Origin of the sequence: Bacteroides fluxus YIT 12057, assembly GCF_000195635.1 — a bacterium.
In the GTDB taxonomy this organism is placed as follows: Bacteria; Bacteroidota; Bacteroidia; order Bacteroidales; family Bacteroidaceae; genus Bacteroides; species Bacteroides fluxus.
In genome coordinates this window covers 1-17,401 of record NZ_GL882697.1, presented here as the reverse complement: position 1 = coordinate 17,401, position 17,401 = coordinate 1, and the positions used below count along the sequence as shown (strand labels likewise).

The 17,401-nt window shown below is 46.5% G+C and carries 19 protein-coding genes; 18 read left to right on the top strand and 1 reads right to left on the bottom strand.

The genetic code is table 11. The features are described 5' to 3' along the window. The first annotated feature begins 21 nt into the window (after positions 1–21). The 16 genes from HMPREF9446_RS17330 (at position 22) to HMPREF9446_RS17245 (ending at position 15,750) form a co-directional block, all read left to right on the top strand. On the top strand, positions 22–1,173 hold the full coding sequence (locus HMPREF9446_RS17330; RefSeq protein ID WP_009127039.1) for a hypothetical protein: 1,152 nt from the start codon (positions 22–24) through the stop codon (positions 1,171–1,173). Between the two features lie 29 nt (positions 1,174–1,202). Continuing rightward, positions 1,203–1,709 (top strand): type VI secretion system TssO, encoded by a 507-nt coding sequence (gene tssO, locus HMPREF9446_RS17325; RefSeq protein ID WP_039969920.1) that lies wholly within the window; start codon positions 1,203–1,205, stop codon positions 1,707–1,709. Next, a complete protein-coding gene (locus HMPREF9446_RS17320; RefSeq protein WP_009127037.1) occupies positions 1,696–2,223 on the top strand; it encodes a type VI secretion system transmembrane protein TssO in 528 nt (175 codons plus the stop codon). Before tssO ends, HMPREF9446_RS17320 begins: the two co-directional genes overlap by 14 nt. A gap of 6 nt (positions 2,224–2,229) precedes the next feature. Further along, on the top strand, positions 2,230–3,129 hold the full coding sequence (locus HMPREF9446_RS17315; protein WP_009127036.1) for a PKD domain-containing protein: 900 nt from the start codon (positions 2,230–2,232) through the stop codon (positions 3,127–3,129). Positions 3,130–3,137: 8 nt separating this feature from the next. Continuing rightward, entirely contained in the window at positions 3,138–5,621 is a 2,484-nt protein-coding gene (gene tssR, locus HMPREF9446_RS17310) for a type VI secretion system protein TssR domain-containing protein (protein ID WP_009127035.1), read from the top strand. 31 nt (positions 5,622–5,652) lie between these two features. Next, a complete protein-coding gene (locus tag HMPREF9446_RS17305; protein ID WP_009127034.1) occupies positions 5,653–6,378 on the top strand; it encodes a hypothetical protein in 726 nt (241 codons plus the stop codon). Positions 6,379–7,138: 760 nt separating this feature from the next. Further along, positions 7,139–8,950 carry a DUF3945 domain-containing protein gene (locus tag HMPREF9446_RS17295; protein ID WP_009127031.1) on the top strand — a complete coding sequence of 604 codons (1,812 nt, stop codon included), beginning with the start codon at positions 7,139–7,141 and terminating at the stop codon, positions 8,948–8,950. A gap of 45 nt (positions 8,951–8,995) precedes the next feature. After that, complete coding sequence (locus HMPREF9446_RS17290) at positions 8,996–9,262, top strand: DUF4099 domain-containing protein (RefSeq protein WP_117747435.1); 267 nt, start codon at positions 8,996–8,998, stop codon at positions 9,260–9,262. Positions 9,263–9,335: 73 nt separating this feature from the next. After that, positions 9,336–11,102 carry a DNA topoisomerase gene (locus HMPREF9446_RS17285; RefSeq protein WP_039969953.1) on the top strand — a complete coding sequence of 589 codons (1,767 nt, stop codon included), beginning with the start codon at positions 9,336–9,338 and terminating at the stop codon, positions 11,100–11,102. 280 nt (positions 11,103–11,382) lie between these two features. Next, positions 11,383–11,598, top strand: a complete 216-nt coding sequence (locus tag HMPREF9446_RS17275; protein WP_039969919.1) for a hypothetical protein — start codon at positions 11,383–11,385, stop codon at positions 11,596–11,598. A gap of 18 nt (positions 11,599–11,616) precedes the next feature. Next, positions 11,617–11,826 carry a hypothetical protein gene (locus tag HMPREF9446_RS17270; protein WP_009127027.1) on the top strand — a complete coding sequence of 70 codons (210 nt, stop codon included), beginning with the start codon at positions 11,617–11,619 and terminating at the stop codon, positions 11,824–11,826. Between the two features lie 20 nt (positions 11,827–11,846). Next, positions 11,847–12,863: a PRTRC system protein E gene (locus HMPREF9446_RS17265; RefSeq protein WP_009127026.1), complete on the top strand. Its 1,017-nt coding sequence runs from the start codon at positions 11,847–11,849 to the stop codon at positions 12,861–12,863. 30 nt (positions 12,864–12,893) lie between these two features. After that, entirely contained in the window at positions 12,894–13,115 is a 222-nt protein-coding gene (locus HMPREF9446_RS17260; RefSeq protein ID WP_009127025.1) for a PRTRC system protein C, read from the top strand. 35 nt (positions 13,116–13,150) lie between these two features. Next, complete coding sequence (locus tag HMPREF9446_RS17255) at positions 13,151–14,263, top strand: hypothetical protein (protein WP_009127024.1); 1,113 nt, start codon at positions 13,151–13,153, stop codon at positions 14,261–14,263. Between the two features lie 3 nt (positions 14,264–14,266). Then, positions 14,267–14,968 (top strand): prokaryotic E2 ligase family D protein, encoded by a 702-nt coding sequence (locus tag HMPREF9446_RS17250; RefSeq protein ID WP_009127023.1) that lies wholly within the window; start codon positions 14,267–14,269, stop codon positions 14,966–14,968. Next, positions 14,965–15,750 (top strand): PRTRC system ThiF family protein, encoded by a 786-nt coding sequence (locus HMPREF9446_RS17245; protein ID WP_009127022.1) that lies wholly within the window; start codon positions 14,965–14,967, stop codon positions 15,748–15,750. The genes HMPREF9446_RS17250 and HMPREF9446_RS17245 overlap by 4 nt, the downstream gene beginning before the upstream one ends. A gap of 91 nt (positions 15,751–15,841) precedes the next feature. Here the strand turns inward: HMPREF9446_RS17245 and HMPREF9446_RS17240 are convergent, their stop codons facing one another. Next, the gene (locus HMPREF9446_RS17240) at positions 15,842–16,135 is read right to left on the bottom strand and encodes a helix-turn-helix domain-containing protein (RefSeq protein WP_009127021.1); all 294 of its coding nucleotides are present in this window, start codon (positions 16,133–16,135) and stop codon (positions 15,842–15,844) included. 318 nt (positions 16,136–16,453) lie between these two features. Between HMPREF9446_RS17240 and HMPREF9446_RS17235 the strand changes: the two genes are divergently transcribed. Together HMPREF9446_RS17235 and HMPREF9446_RS17230 are read left to right on the top strand one after the other, a co-directional pair. Continuing rightward, complete coding sequence (locus HMPREF9446_RS17235) at positions 16,454–16,735, top strand: helix-turn-helix domain-containing protein (protein ID WP_009127020.1); 282 nt, start codon at positions 16,454–16,456, stop codon at positions 16,733–16,735. After that, complete coding sequence (locus HMPREF9446_RS17230; protein ID WP_009127019.1) at positions 16,732–17,025, top strand: helix-turn-helix domain-containing protein; 294 nt, start codon at positions 16,732–16,734, stop codon at positions 17,023–17,025. Before HMPREF9446_RS17235 ends, HMPREF9446_RS17230 begins: the two co-directional genes overlap by 4 nt. The last annotated feature ends 376 nt before the right edge of the window (positions 17,026–17,401 follow it).

The window sequence follows — 17,401 nt, the reverse complement described above, 5'->3', positions numbered from 1 at the left end:
AGAAAAAAACATTATAATATTATGGAAAATAAAACATTCAACCTGGTTAACTGGGAAGAAGGCATGAGTCTTACTCCCAATTCTTTCAAAATGACTGAGAATTATTTCATCAACGGACAGTGCCTCGGACAAGAGATACACATCACAAACTTTAATTATGGTCTTCTCAAACCATCGAGAAACAATCATCATTCTATGTGTGAGATAGAAGTAAGTCATTCTGTTACAGATACGATAGAAGTCAGACTGGTACGCTGTCACGGGATAACAACAGGCGGATTTATCATCAATTATGAACCTAACCCGATGGAATACCTAAGCTACAAGGTTCCGGCTGGAGAACTGACAAATGGTTCTTTATCCCGCACTTCTTATTTGAATGTCATTTTCTCGGTAAATCCTTATAACCGTATTCCGACAGGTGAACTGGACAATGAAGTTCTTCCCCCACGATATCCGGAAGTTCGCCCGGAATATAAATTGTATACACTTCCAGTAGAACAAATGCAGAATGGAATTGATCCTTATAGTCTGATAGTGGGACGCATACGTAAGGATGGTGACCGCTATGAAATAGATTACAACTATATTCCACCATGTATGACAATGTTAAGCGACCCTGATCTGACACGCTACTACGGGCGCTTTGGTGTCTTCTTCAACAATATAGAAAAAGCTTCTAAGGACATTGTAGCAAAGGTTGTAAACCGTTCCGACTCATCGACAATGGCCCTCAATATAGCTGAAATCTGTAAGAATATCTTGCAATATTCAGCGACTTCGTATTTCGGTTATAGAAATACGGGGGCATATTGGGCTCCCATACAGGTAATCGGATGTTTCTCAAACCTTGCACACCTGTGCTTCAATACACTTAATTTCATGGAGAAAACTGAAAAAGAGGATGTGCTCAAATATTTTTACGAATGGAGCGACACTACTCCTGCCCAATTTGAAAGCATACTTTCCGAAGCGATTGAAATCAAATATGAACATGATGAAATACGCAGTATGATGCTTATAATTGAGGGATTCCTAAGCAATTTCTCTGAATTGTGGATGATGCTAAGTTCTTTGGAATATATCGGTAAGCATAAAGAAAATATTGTAGTCGGTGAACGAATACAACGCCATGAGAGTGCGACCCGGTCAGACTGGAATTTATTAGACTGACCATATAATAATCATTTAAACGAAATAGTATGAAACCTCTAAATAATAATACAGTAAGGAAAGGATACTTGAGATTCTCCGGTTTTCTGATTATCTGTGTGGCTGTCTCGGTATTCTGTTTCTATTCCTATATGAAAACCGCTTCAACGGAGGTCAAAATGATTATGGCCAAAACAGTAGAATACGACAATATTTATTCCGCCGAACTAAATATGGTTGTAGCAGTGGATTCTATCTACCAATACATGTCACTCATGAACAGTTCTCCGAAAATCAATGACCTTCTGCTGCAAAGTGTGGTCAGCAACCGGAAGATGCAGTTGCAGAACCAAATCAATGCGTTAGACGAAAAGGATTTTCTGCTATACAAAAAGCTGGCAGGAAATATCAATGTTTTTCTAGGCGTGAAGGATTCTATCCGGCTGGCAGAAAAAGAGGAAAGTATAGTACGGGAGGATTTGATGAGATGCGTAAAAGAGAACAGGGAGATATCAAGAAAACTAAAAGTTGGAGGAATTACTTATGAGAGAAAATGAACAACTTTCACAGAACAGGGCTACAATAAACCAACGTGAAAAAACAATCGGATTTGCGTATGTTCTGCTATTATTCCTTGCTGTGTCCATCTGCTGCTGTATGATTATCTTCTGGACAAATTCAGATTTTGACACTACCCGGCAAAAAGATATGGTACTGGTAAAAGTTGAGAAAATCAGGAAATTCCAGGAGTTGCAAAAGGAAAACAAACCTATAGTGGATTCCCTATACAATAGAATATCCAAGCTCACACCAGGTATCAACGCACAATATGAAGAGGAAGATATCAAGTATCTGCTAAACGATCTGAAGAACACATACCAAAACAATGGCTGGGACAACCGGTATAAAGTGTTCATGCACGTAGCCGATTTTTATCAAATGTGGCTGACGGACAGAAAGGAGTTGTGGAGTAAACGAGAGAATATCAGTACTTTCAAAAAAAATCTGGAAGAGTGTGAAATCGGTCTGGAAAGCAAAAAACAAGATTGGCGTTCAGTATTAAAAAAATAATTTGTCATGGGAAAAATTAATAACAGGAAATCCTTTATTATAATAGGAGCCGTCGTACTATGTATTGTCATAGCATACTTAATCAGCCTTTCTCTGAGAGAAAAGACGGTAATTGCCTATATCACTCCCTCAGATATAGAGGTGGGAGATGCGATTCAATATACCGACAGTACCAAGCGGGCGGATATGTGGCTATGGGAATTTGGAAACGGAGATGCTTCGGAAGAACGAACTGGCAGCTACCGGTTCACTCAAAGCGGGAAATATCAAGTACGGTTGACTGTAGACAGAAAATATGAAAAGAAATTCATAGTCAATGTACGGGAGAAAAACAATGATAAGACAGACGAGGAATTGATTAAAATCGAAGCTCCGGACTTTGCCTTGCAGGATGAAATTATCTCCTTTCACGGTATCGGTGATTCTAAGGAATGGAGATGGCAGTTCGGAGAAACAGGAATGGTGGATTCACGGGAGAAAAACCCACTATATGCCTATATGGAACCCGGTGTTTATGAAATTCTGCTGACAACAGAAGAGACCCATTACCCGATACGACATACCATACAAATCGAGCCGAATTATCAAAAGAATGATTCTACCGATGTACTTACTCTCGTAGGAAACGATATCAGGGAAAGATTACAGGCTATCGTAGATGGGAAACCATTTAACCTTAACTATAATTATGTACTCAATACTTATCTGTGCGACAACCCGGATGTTGTCGTAACGGTCAATGGTGACAAACATAATGATTTTTACTCCTATTGCCAAGGCTTAAAAATTATTGGAAGAAAAAAACTGATTATTGAAGAGGTTGTTGTGGATATCGGGAACAGCAATACAGATGAATGTATCAAAAAACTGCTAGTCACGCAATCTGAAAAATATATTTCAAAATAACCTGTATCATGAAGACAACTAAAAGGATGTGGAACGGAACATTTACACTACTTTGCACCGGAATGGCTATCATGACTTCCTGTGCTCCGATAAACCGATTCACAAGAATAAAGCAAGTGCCCCGTGAATATATCATGAACTACTGTGGCGGTGAAATAAAAGCTCCAAGTTCCCTACAGATAAAAAATAACCCGTGGATTGTTTTTTCCGACCAGTTGGGAAATATGAGCTACCAAACCGCCACAGGGAAAAATGAAATGAAAGAACTACAATTTATGGATGCCTTTTTAGTGGTGGGGAAAAAGGGAAACTGGTTGAAAGTCATCAAATACGACCCGACACAAATAAAAAGCCACGGGCGAAGGCTGGGCAACCATAAATCAGCAATCTATTATGGATGGGTTCATAAATCAGACCTGCTGCTAACCAGAAGTTCCGTAACGGATCTTGCTACGGGATTGAAAAATAAACAAATTACCGTATTCTCCGATACTGTTCCGCTGAAAGTTCCAGAGAAATACTTGATAAATGATTCCCTACTGACATTTAAGAATACGGATCTCAGCAAGCCATATACTCAAATACCCATGCACCAGCTTGTTTTCCCACTAAAACAATCAGAAGATAGAAGCAAAACACTGGTTGCCAAAAAGTCTTTTATTTCGCCAGATAGTCTGGATACTGAGATATGTGGCTGGGTAAGTAATGCTGTAATAAAGAATATTGGACAACAACTGCATATTGATGTACGAAGTCTGCCGGACAGTACGTTATGGTTCAAGAATAAGGCCGAAACAGATACGTTAAATTTCAGACGAGCACAACTGGTCCCTAGCCGAGAGCTGGCACGGATAGCACGTCCACTGGCATATAGTCCGGTAACATCCTATTGCCAAATGGATACTGTTATCCGTTTTAAAACAGGAGCATTCATGCCGGTGATAGACAAACAAGAGAATTTTGTAGTGAACGTAAACGGTAATCGTATCTATTACAATCAGTTCAAGGAAATAGAAAAAGATCTGCAAAAAATCAATATCGTATTTGTTGTAGAGGGTAATGAATTGGCTGTAAAACAATTCCCGGAAGTAGTCAATATTATTCAGGGATTACAACCCTTATTTGCCAACCCTGATGACGGTTTCGATTATAAATTCGGTTCCGTACTGGCTTTCAACGAGAAAGGGAATAATGAAAATCCGAAAGTACATCTGACAAAAGACTATATGCAAGTGCTGAACTTTTTGTCTGCCAAAAGCAATAATGCAAAACAACTGGTTGCCACTGGCGGGAGAAGCTGGAGTACTCTGAGAACTGCTGTCAATCTATTTAAAGACCACAAAAAAGAAAGTAACCTAATTATCCTTATCGGTGAAACCGGAAACAATAGTGAATGGGCTGATTCAACTCTGGTTAACCGTATGGCCGAATATAATTGCAGAATATTGGGATTTCAACTTTTTGGTGGAAATCCGGACAAATTCAATAACTTCGTTCTGCAAGTAGAAAATATGATTGATAACTATGCGGTTAAAATCAGTCGCCAGAAAAGAGAAATCATCGTATATGCAGATCAACTGCGTAAATATCATGAATACAGAGAAGTCAATAAAAATGTTTATTGTTTGGACTTTCCCAACAGAAGCATGACACAAGGATGGGTGGTCTTTCCTCAAAAACAGGAGAATTTACCTCTTGAAGGGCTGGCGTCATCAGTAGATACCCTGTTACAACAAGTAAAGGAAGATAACAGATTGCTAACGCAAAGTTTGTATAAGGCATTTAACGAAATAGGCAACTTCCGCAACAGAGAGGATTCGACATTAGTTGACTATTTCCAAATGCAACCATCAGGGATTAAATCTTTGCCAGAAGCATTAAGAAACGCTGAACCGGAATGGTATCTGCCCGCACAACCGGTCGTGTTACATGATTCAGTATCACACTTGCTGGAATACCGATTACTTGTGACGGAAGCTGAATTTAAGAGAATACGCAATTTTATAAATGCCCTCTCTCAATATGAAGTGGATTATAAATATGAAGCACAGAAAAAAGAAAAAGAGAAAAAGAGAAAAATTTGCGACTGTTTGGAAGACGAGGTAGTGCTTAAAGATACAAGGTTATCTGTTACCGAGATGAAAGATAGTCACGAGTATGCTTCTACAAAAAAAGTAAGAGCCAATCTCTTTGCTCTTTATTATACGTATATAAACAATGGTAAACTGTGTAGAATCAAGTATAAGAAACTAAAGAATATGAGTATGGCCGAAGCGCAAAGGCTTATTACTACTTGTCCAACGGACAACCCATTTTTAAAAGCCTTTACGGTAAACGACCTGAAAAGAAAGAAGCACTTGGTGGATGAAACACTAGATATGCTTGTGGAATATTTTAAATCTAAAAAGTCTGCATGGGAAGAGGCTGCCGGAAAGGGATTCACTTCCAACGGACAAACATATTACTGGATCAGCAAAGATATGCTGCCATAAATATAGATATATAAACCTAATACAAAACGATATGAAAGAAGACTTTTTTATCTCCATTATGCAGAAATATGGAATTGAAGATAAAGTAGTTATACAAAAAGCTTATCAAGATATTCTGCATAATATAACACAGGAACAGCAAATAATAAAAGAATGCAAATCCAATCTGGAGAAAATGATTGGTAAACTAAGTAGGGATATTCTAAATTTCCAATATGCTGTCAGTAAGCCTATTTTCTTATACAAAAATTGTCTGGAAAGTAAGTGCAAACAGAATCAGGATATTTATCTATGGCAGTTCATTGATAATATCAATATGTATGCTTCATTTCTGGAAAGCCGGATGAACGGAGTTTTTCGCATAAAAATTGTAGGTAATGATATAAAAATAAGTCTGATTAAAAAAAGAAAGAAAATGGCAAGTATAGCGGCAGATGCTATAAATAACAGTATTTTTTCTGATGTGCAATATGATGCAACTACCGGATATTTTACCATAGCCACCAATATTACAGATGGTAGATTTTTTGAACGGCATAGCATCATCTATTGTCCAAGTGAAGCCGATGCCAGAAGAGCTATCTTTTCAGGCGTGATGAAAGATAAGAAAATTAAATTCAATCTAACAATAGGCAAAGAAGAAATACTGACAGGTTTTGACATATTGATGGAACAAATGAATGAAGGAACAGGTATAAGTCAGATTTTACACACTTCTCTTAATAAGGCTAATAAAATTTATAATGGTAAGCAATAGCCATAGGTTAAATAAAAATATACTTTTGTGACACAACATATAGCTGATTTTTCAAACTGTAAATAAAAAAATGGAACAGATGTCATTAAAATTAAAGATACTAGTGACTAAAAATCATTATTATTAATAATGACACTTCTCTTTATGCGATAAACATCGTATAAAGAGAAGAGAAAAGTTTTTTTACAGTTTTCCCTTTATCAAAGGTAATCCCTCCCTCGTTTGCCAGCCGCATTTGTACTTTTTTTCGGGAGATTTTTCTCTTATGGCTTCGCCATGAAAATTCTTCCGAAAAAGAATGCGGCGTCAAACGTCCGGAGGGATTGTTGTCTGATTACAGGGATAAACTGCGACCGACGTGACGCATAGCCGTTTCAGTACAGGCGGCTGTCCTTATATTTCCCGATACCTCAAAAGAACCGTGAAAGCATCCGTTCCCCACCAGTAAGCTGTGCCTATTTCATCCTATCCCGAGATAAGACAGGGATTTCAGCTCCCTCTGTTCTGCATAGTTCCGCTGCTTCATGTGTTCTGCACATCCTGCTGTCTGCGTCTTTGCCTTCTCTATTTTCCCCTTCACCTCTCTCACACATTATACTTCCAATTCCTCTTTTCTTCGTGCCAGACCATCTATAGATTGCCATCTGATGCCATCTGACGACATCTGATGCCAGCTTTTTGAAAATCAGCGGATTGTAAACAGAAAGCCCTTACATTTGGACTGTGAAACCAATCAAACAGTCACTCAAAACAGAAAATTATGGCACAGAACAACCGTCCAGACAAAGGAAAGCAAAGCCGGAACAAGAAACCGGAAAAGCCTTATGTGGAACAGATTGACGAGCTGCTGCTGGTCCACAACAAGAACGACCCGAAAGAGGGAATCGGTGTGGTCAGCCAGGCGGACGAGAAAGGCAACTATCGGACAGTTCCACCGGAGGAAAAGAACGAAAACTCGTTTCTGAAGTTCGACAAGAATTCGAGCATCCTCGAAAACTTCATCAAAAACTTCTGGAGCCAGCTGAAGGAACCTACCCATTTCCGGCTGATCCGCATGACTTTCCATGACTACAAGCAGAACAGGCAGGCTCTCAAGGACCTGGCTTCGGGAAAAGAAACCGATGCGGTGAAAGAGTTCCTGAAACGGTACGAAATCGTGCCGAAGAACAACCAACAAAGCAATGTCCAAACCAAAGAGGAGGAAAAAGCAATGGCAAAAAAACAAGAACAGGCACCTCAGGTGCAACCGGAACAGGTGACACAGGTGGAAGCGGCTGCGCAGGGACGAGAACAGCAGGTTCCCCAGCAGCAGACTCCAACCTACCGGTACAACGAGAACATGATCAACTGGGAAGAACTGGGCAAGTTCGGAGTATCCAAGGAAATGCTGGAGCAGTCCGGACAGCTGGACAGTATGCTGAAAGGCTACAAGACCAACAAGACCATCCCGCTGACGCTCAACATTCCCGGCGTACTGACCGCCAAACTGGATGCAAGGCTGTCGTTCATGTCCAACGGCGGACAGGTGATGCTGGGCATCCACGGAGTAAGAAAGGAGCCGGAACTGGACCGTCCGTACTTCGGGCACATCTTTACCGAAGAGGACAAGAAGAACCTGCGCGAAAGCGGAAACATGGGTCGGGTGGCAGATCTGAACCTGCGCGGCAACTCGATCGAGCCGTGCCTCATTTCCATCGACAAGAACACCAACGAACTGGTGGCCGTCCGACAGGAACATGTCTACATCCCGAATGAAATCAAGGGAGTGACCCTGACTCCGGATGAAATCCAGAAGCTGAAAAACGGCGAACAGATTTTCGTGGATGGCATGAAGTCCAACCAGGGAAAGGAATTCAACGCCCATCTGCAGTACAGCGCGGAAAGAAGGGGCATCGAGTTCATCTTTTCCAAGGACCAGGCCTTCAACCAGCAGACGCTGGGCGGCGTGCCGCTTTCCCCCATGCAGCTCAAGGCACTGAACGAAGGGCATACCATCCTGGTGGAGGACATGAAACGCAAGAACGGTGAGGTGTTCTCTTCCTTTGTCACCATGGACAAGGTGACGGGCGGCCTGCAGTACACCCGCCACAACCCGGAAACGGGCGAAATCTACATTCCGAAGGAAATCTGCTCGGTCCAGCTGACACCGGAAGACAAGGAGGCGCTCCGCAAGGGACAGCCTGTCTTTCTGGAAAACATGATCAACCGCAAAGGGGAGGAATTCTCCTCCTTCGTCAGGCTGGACATGGCCAGCGGAAGACCGCTATACTCGCGGACACCGGACGGCTTCAACGAACGGCAGGCCCCGGCCATTCCGGCTGAAGTATACGGACACCTGCTTTCGGCACAGGAAAGGGCCAACCTGCAGGACGGAAAAGCCATTCTGGTCACCGGCATGAAGGGTCCGAACGGCAAACCATTCGATTCCTACCTGAAAGTGAACGCCAATACCGGCCAGCTCCAGTATTTCCAGGAGAATCCCGATATCCGGAGAAACACGGCCCGCCAAGCCGCACAGACGGACAACGGCCAGCAGCAGGAGCAGAAAAGAAATGCCCGCCAGGCTGTCTGAGACTGTCCGTGAATGTACAAAGAAATCTTACTCACCTCAACCGATATGTATATGAATCCGAACAAACCCATCATTTTCAAGGCCGAACAGCTTGACTGGGAAAAGCTGGAAGCTGTCGGCATCCGCCGGAAGGAACTCGAAAAGGACGGCAACCTGGACCTGCTTCTCCAAGGGGCAGAGACCGGAGTGACCACGCTGAACCTGAAGACCCCGGTCTTCTCACTCACCATGGATGCCACCCTCAAGCTGGAGGTGGAACCGGACGGCCGACCGGTCATCGGCATCAACGGCATCCGACCGACGGAAGAATAACCTTTATTACAATGTATCACCGGCTGTCCATACGCTAAAAAGCCGTATGGACAGCTATAAAACTCAACAGATCATGATTGCCATATTGACAGACAAACCCAACGTAGGAAAAGTAATAGGAAAAGTGGTAGGTGCCACCCGAACAAGAAACGGATACCTGGAAGGAAACGGATATCTCGTCACCTGGACATTCGGTAACATGCTTTCGCTGGCCATGCCCAAGGATTACGGAGTCCGGAAGCTGAGCCGCGAGGACTTTCCCTTCATCCCTTCGGACTTCCAGCTGACGGTACAGCATGTCCGCACCGAAAACGGATGGATTCCGGACATCCAGGCGGTCCTGCAGCTGAAGGTCGTGGAAAAGGTGCTCCGCAGCTGTGACACCATCATTGCGGCCACGGATGCCAGCCGTGAGGGGGAAATGACCTTCCGCTATGTGTACGCCTACCTGAAATGTACACAGCCCTGCCTCCGCCTCTGGACAGCCTCCCTGACGGATGAAGCCATCCGCAAAGGGATGGAAAACCTGAAACCGGACAGCTGCTACGACAGTCTCTTCGCTTCGGCGGATTGCCGGAACAAGGCGGACTGGATTCTGGGCATCAATGCCAGCTATGCCATGTGCATGGCCATGGGGCTCGGCAACAATTCCCTGGGCAGGGTGCAGACACCCATCCTGGCGGCCATCGCCAGACGGTACCGCGAGAAGGAGAACCATATCCCGACGGATTCATGGCCGATCTACATCAGCCTGCACAAGAACGGACAGATCTTCAAGCTGAAACGCAGGGATACGCTCACCGACTCGGAATCGGCCGAACTGTTCTACCAGGACTGCAAGCTGGCTTCCAAGGCACAGATTACGGAAGTGAGCCGCAGCGTGCAGGAAATCCAGCCGCCCGCCCTGTTCAACCTGACACAGCTGCAGAAAGAAGCAAGCCGGTACCTGGGGCTTACCCTGTCGGAAGTGTACGACATCGCGCAGACGCTCTATGAAAAAAAGCTGATTTCCTATCCGCGCACGTCCAGCAGATACCTCACGGAGGATGTGTACCGCACGCTTCCTGCCATCCTCCGGAGACTGGTTTCGTGGAACCTGTTCGAACTGGAAACCGACCTGTCGGAAGGGATGCTTTCCGGTCTGTCACGAAGCGTGGTCGATGAGAAGCAGGTCCACATCCATCCGGCCATCACCGTTACCGGCATCCGTCCGGAAGGTCTCACTCCCAAGGAACAGGAGGTGTACCGGCTGATTGCAGGCCGAATGCTGGAGGCTTTCCTGCCTTCCTGCCGGACAGAGACAACCTTTGTCAAGGCAGTATGTGCCGCACAGGTCTTCCAGACCACCGGTGTCCGTATCCTGGAAGAAGGCTGGCATGCCCTATTCCAGCGCCCCGGTGTCCTGCCCGTACCGGAAACCCCCGATGGACTGCCGATGCTGGAAGAAGGTGAGACACCGGATGTCTGCAGCTGCAACCTGATCCGGAAAAGAGACCTTCCGGTCCATCCGTTCACCGATGCCGAACTGGTGGAGTACATGGAAAACAAGGGACTGGGCACGGTGGCATCCCGTACTTCCATCATCCGGACCTTGCTGAACCGCAACTACATCCGCTATGCGGGGAAATACATTGTACCGACCCCAAAGGGCATGTTCACCTACGAGACCATCCGCGGCAAGAAGATTGCGGATACGGAACTGACAAGGGACTGGGAAGCCCTGCTGGCAGGAGTGGAAACGGGGCAGGAGGAAAAATCCGGCTTCCTGGAACGGGTAAGAAGCCTGGCCACCCTGCTGGTGGACGACATCTTCCAAACCTATGCGCCTTCCGGAGAATAAAGCTCCGAAAAGGAACGGGAATGCAGGCCTGAAAGGGTCTGCATTTTTTTGTGTCTGAAAGCAGCGCTGTTTTTCCGCTTTTAGGCGGCAAAGGTATTGGATTGCCGGATCTTTTGCTGCAAGGCGGCCCTGCGGGCTGGCCGGACGGAAAAAATCATCCTCGCTCTGCTCCGGTATTTTTTCCGTCCGGGCCTTGCGCAAAACGGCAATCCAAAAGGCAGGGGCCTATAAAATCGGGAAAACACATCCCGATGGGATTATTCATTTAAAAAGAAAAACGATGAAAGTAGCACGTATCGAAAAGACAGGCAAACAGGCCGTGACGCTGTTCCTGATAACCGGAATCTGCCTGCTGGCCAACAAGGGGATTGTCCCTATCGGACTGATCGCCCTGCTATTGCTGACGGGAGGTCTCATGGACCTGCTGTTCAGCCTCCTGTTCCTGGTGGTTAAAATCATGGCAGTCCTGGCTGTGCTCGGGCTGCTTTTTCATTAACATTCAATCTATGCAAGTATGGAAACGATCCGATTCACCCCGCAGGCTCCGGCCGCTCCGGCTCTCTGGCCCCAAAATGACAGCAGCAGACCGGTCAAAAGACGTGTTCCACGTTCAGTGGATGAACCCAAAAGCATCGGCTATTACCTGGAAGGACTGCGCGGCATCGCCAGCCGTCCGGACCGGGAAGCCGTTCTGAGAGAGTTCTTCAAGGAAACCTATGTATAATTTCTAAACAATTTCACAGTATGTTTTTTCAAACGATTTACCAGATGATGACTCCGGGTATAGACCTGAGCATCCACATCCGCAAAGTGGAGGATAAACTGAGTGTGGCAGTCATGCCGAGACGGAACAGCCTGAAAGAAGAGGTCCAGCAGAAAATGGTACCGCTGGTGCTGAGCGGGAATCCGTACGAGCTGGACAGCGCTTTCCTGCAGGCCATCATGCAGCCCTTGCAGAAGGTGCAGGGGCTGCTGGTCAATGCAGAGAATTTTGAGAAGCAAGCAACCCAGGCTGCGGCAAGCGGTAAAAACGGCAAGGGCAGTGCGCCTGCGGAAAGCAAGGAAGCCCGTGAAAAGCGGGAGAAGATGGAGAAGCTGCTGACCAAGGCGGACGATGCCTTCAAGAACGCCAAATACCAGGAAACGCTTACCTGGCTCCGGCAGGCCCGGGCATTGGCTCCCGGTGAGAAGCAGGGCGAAATCGACAGCCGGATGAAAGAAGTACAGAAAAAGGCGGATGAAGGCAGCCTGTTTGCGGGAATGTCACCGGAAGCGCAACCGACGGCAACCCGGACTAGCCAGCCGGAAAATGGAATACAACCAGCTGCTCCACAATCTGTTCCACAGTCGGCTCCCCAACAGGCTGTTTCCTCTACAGTCTATAACCAGCCGGAACCATCCCAGCCGGCTGTACGGACAACAGACAGAAGCGGTTTCAGACAACCGACGGTTCAGCCCGCAATCTTTCCTCCCCAACAGCATCATCCGGCAGCGGGACAGCATGGCGTGAACCGGCAGCCGGGCATGACCGGCCAGCCCCGTACAAACGGTCTGCAACCGGTTACGCCTGAAACGGGTTTCGCCGGAGAGAATTACCCGTATCCCAACGGGCAGCAGTCTTTTGACAGTTTCGGTTTTGACCCCGAAGAGGAGGATGACCGGGAACTGCTCAGGGAAGACCCCTATGCGGAATACCTGGATTTTCCGGAAGAATACAGGATGAGAGACCAGGCGCAGCAGGCTGAAATGGTGTATTGCTGAACAAATGTCTAACATAAAACGATAAAGGATATGGCACTTGAAATTAAAGGAATGAACAGAGTATTCAAGATGAAAAAGAATGGCAACGAACTGCTGCTGGATGACCCGGACAGCAACCTGTCACCGGCAGAAGTGATGGATTTCTATTCCATGAACTATCCGGAACTGACCACCGCATCGGTACACGGACCGGAAATTGAGGACGACCGGGCGGTCTATGAATTCAAGACCACCATCGGAGTAAAGGGATAAGCCATGAAAACGAAACCATCCAAAAACAGACGACCATGTACACCACTTACAGCGCAGGCCATGCAGAATCTCGCTTCCCTTATCCTGTCGGAACTGGGAAAGGCGGACATAAGCCGGGGCATCAGACAGTCCGGACGCAGAAAGCTCCCGCCCGCCGGAAGCCTTACGGTTTTCTGAACAGGACACTGCAGCCCATCGCTCCGGACCTGTATACGGAAACCTATCGCGGAAGAGTAAACCTGACCACGGAAGAGAGCTTTGACTATCTCTACCGTTCAGCATTGAACTATGTGCAGCTCCTGGAAATGGAGCTGCCATACACTCCGCCGTCGAAAGCTTCCCCGAGGGAAAAAATCTGCCGGCTGTACCAGGTGCTGGATGCTTCCCTGACCGACCATGTCAATCTGGAGGTACGGAAGGGACAGCTTCAGTTCTGCATCTACCGGTACCATTCCTGGCCGGACTATACCCTGTTCTGGCTGCCGGTGAACTTTACGGAAAAGCTGCACGGGACATTGAAAAGGATTGTGCTGGAATTCATCAGACGCTTCATCCGTCACCACCGGATGCAGGACATTACGGATACACCCTATTTTGAAATGGCCGAATGCGGTCTGGACTGCTACCTGGAAGAGATAATGGACCGGGACGAACTGAAACGACAGCGGGAAAAGAGCCGGATTTTCCGTTCCTACAGCGAAGGGAAGATCAGCCGGTGCCTGAAGCGGATGCGGTCCCGTGCTTTCTGCCGCAACCTCGAAGAACAGGTACGGCAGTATGTCCCGGCCACGAAAGCAGAGGGCGGGTTGCTGGAACTGATCCGGGAAGGCCTGCCTTTCATCGCAGCTTCCAGTCCGTGCATCATGGACTATGAATACGACTGGCACAGCGAGGAAGAGCCGGACTTCATGCCGATTCCGATGGAATACCAGATTCTGCTGACCTATTCCAATGAGGACGAACTGATAGATGAGCTGGAAAGCCATTTCACCTCGGACAGCCAGGAGACCTACTGTCTCACTCCGGTATCCGGTCTGCTGATCACACCCCAAACTGAAAAGCCGCTTCCACCGGACGATTTTCCGGAACGCTTCGCAAAGTGGCTTTCCCGTTTCATGGATTATATTGCCAACCGACTAAATGACTGAATCATGAATGAACTGACTCAAAAGATACAGCGCATCCTCACACCGAAAGCGGCTCTCATTGCCTATCGGTGTGACGAATGTAGAACAAACAGTACGGAATATTTCCTGGAACTCCGCCCCATCCACAAAAACGGACAGATGGGGGCCGGGATGCCGGTGACCTATGAGTTCATGAACGCCCTGATGGAATCCTATACGGAAGAAATGAGCGGAATACCGGCAGGCGTCCTTCCCGAGAACCTGCTGGCCTGCAATCCGAGAAAAGGACAGGAGGAATATATCTGGTACAACCCGCCGGGCAAAAGACAGATGTTCTTCCACAAGCAGCTGAACATCCCGGACGGTGTGTTCCATGTGCCGGGCATCATCTACCACATCCGCAGCGAGCGGATGGACGTCTATGCCTTCAAGGGAAAGAAGCCGACCGGAAAGACACCTCTGTACCTGGCCCCTTTCTTCAATGTGACGGGTTCCAGCGTATGTCTGGGTTCCTGTTCGTTGGAAAAGCCGCAGAACCCGTCCTTTCTTTCCCTGATGGAATATTGGGAGAAGCGATTCTGGCTGACGGAATTCGTCCATCTGGGCGGCAGACAAAATCCTACCGTGTTGAATCTGGTCACGGTGACAGAAAATGCGAGAAACCAACCTTTTGACATGAACGAGCTGAGACCGTTCAACAAACAGCTAAAAGATATCCTGCCATGAAAAAAGTACATTTTACCGAAAACTACCTGCTGAATCCCCACCATCCGGTCACCGTCTTCGTCATCGGAGCGGGAGGGACCGGCTCGCAGGTCATCACCAACCTGGCACGCATGAGCATGGCGCTCCGGGCATTGGGGCATCCGGGACTGCATGTGACTGTATTCGATCCGGATACAGTGAGTACAGCCAACATCGGGCGCCAGCTTTTCAGCGAGACGGAACTGGGACTGAACAAGGCAACGGCCCTGGTCACCCGCATCAACCATTTCTTCGGCTATAGCTGGTCGGCAGAAGCAAAACGCTATCCGGATGTCCGGCAGAAGGAGGAAATGGAAACGGCCAACCTGTTCATCACCTGCACCGACAATGTACGCTCCCGGCTGGCCCTGTGGAAGTTCCTGAAAGGCCTCAGCGGAAAGGGACCTGTTGATCACCGGACTCCCCTGTACTGGATGGACTTCGGAAACAGCCAGACAAAGGGACAGGTGCTTGTAGGCACACTGCGGGAGAAGATTGTCCAGCCTTCTTCACAGGAATACATACCCGTTCCCAGAATGAATGTCATTACGGAAGAGGTGGACTATTCACAGGTACGTGAGGTGGATTCCGGTCCAAGCTGTTCTCTGGCGGAAGCACTCGGCAAGCAGGACCTGTTCATCAATTCTACACTGGCACACATCGGCTGCAATCTGTTATGGAAAATGTTCAAGGAAGGGAAAACTGCCTATCGGGGTGCCTATGTGAACCTGGACTCGATGAAGACAACAGGAATTCCGGTATGAAGCCCCATACCGGACTGGCTTTCCCTTGAAAAAGTTGAATGGTCAGTCATCCTGGTCCGGGGCAACTGTCTGAAAGTTTCGGCTGCTTCAGTTATGTCCTCTTGCCGCGAAGGAGCAGGAATTCCTGTATTTCAGAGGCCAGATAGAAGGATTTTCCGTTCTTCTCCACGGAATAATATTTGATCTTGCCCTCCTTCCGGTAACGGGCCAGTGTACGCTGCGACACACCCAGCAGTTCAGCCAGATCCACGTTGTCCAGCAGTCTGTCACCGTTCATGCATTCCTTCAGACGGTTCATCTGATCCAGTTTTTTCTCAATACGGGCAAAGCCTTCCACCATTGTCCCGATCAGTCTTTCGAGTATCTCATTATCAATGTATGACATAATCCATGCGTTTTAAAGTGAATAAATCGATACCCTCGTTGTGCGCACTTGAAGAGTATATACCCTTATATGTGAAAATCTCGTGCCAATACGGACGATATTATCCGCTTTTAAAACCATATTACTGAAAATCAATGAAATATAATTTAGAACAGGAATCCGGGTGTAAAGGAAAAGTGTAAACCTTGTAAACCCTTTCTGTAAACCGGTTTACAGCCTGCCTGACATCTGAAGACACCTGATGCCATCTGACGACGCAGGTTTGAATCAGCTGCAATGAATTGTTACATTTGTATCAAACCCCAAAAATCGATTTATATGGAAATCATAGGTATGGAAGCAAATGCTTACGAGAAGAGTATCCGGGAATTGAATCAATTTCTGGACAGGATTGACCGTCTGCTGGAAAGTACGTCCCCAAAAGCCATCGGTGAATGGATTGACAACCAAGAGGCATGTCTGATATTGAACGTATCTCTCCGGACACTGCAAAATCTGAGAGACACCGGACAAATCGCATATACCCAGCTGGAACGGAAAGTCTATTACAAGCGAGAAGATATCCAAAAGTATATAAATAAACACAGCGTAAAAAGATGAGCAAGTTAATTACCGGAGACAATGAACGCATCGTTCAGTTCTACCAAAGGCTAAAGGAAACTTTAATTGCACTGGAATCAGCCCTTAAAGAGAAACGCCCCCTGTTGAACGGACAACGGTATATGACTGATGCAGAATTAAGCCAATATCTGAAACTGTCAAGAAGAACCTTACAGGAGTACAGGAACAATGGACTTGTGCCTTACTATCAGATAGGAGGCAAGATTCTGTACCGGGAATCCGATATAGAGGAGCTTCTGGAAAGAAACAGACAAGAAGCTTTTAAATAGAAAATCCGTTGCAATACGAAGTGAAAGAAAGATTCAAGGATACGATTTTTCCGGTTCATCATGGTTGAAGTTCCAAAGAAAAATCGTATCTTTGGCATATAAAAACAAGAGTTCTATTTGTGTAAAACATAGAAGCCAAATTCAGACGAAATAGGTGGACTAAGATTAGGACTATTTGATAAATGATTGATTATTAGCTGGATAAAACTTATAGTTCGAGCCCCAAGCGGATCACTTAGGAGAAATGAAAATACTCCGACAAACTAAGACAAAGCTCTTTAAACCAATGGTTTAAGGGGCTTTTTTCTTACCCGCCTACGACAGAAAAAAGACCTCAAAAAGGGGTCAACGTAAAAACCTGAGGGATTTTGTATTT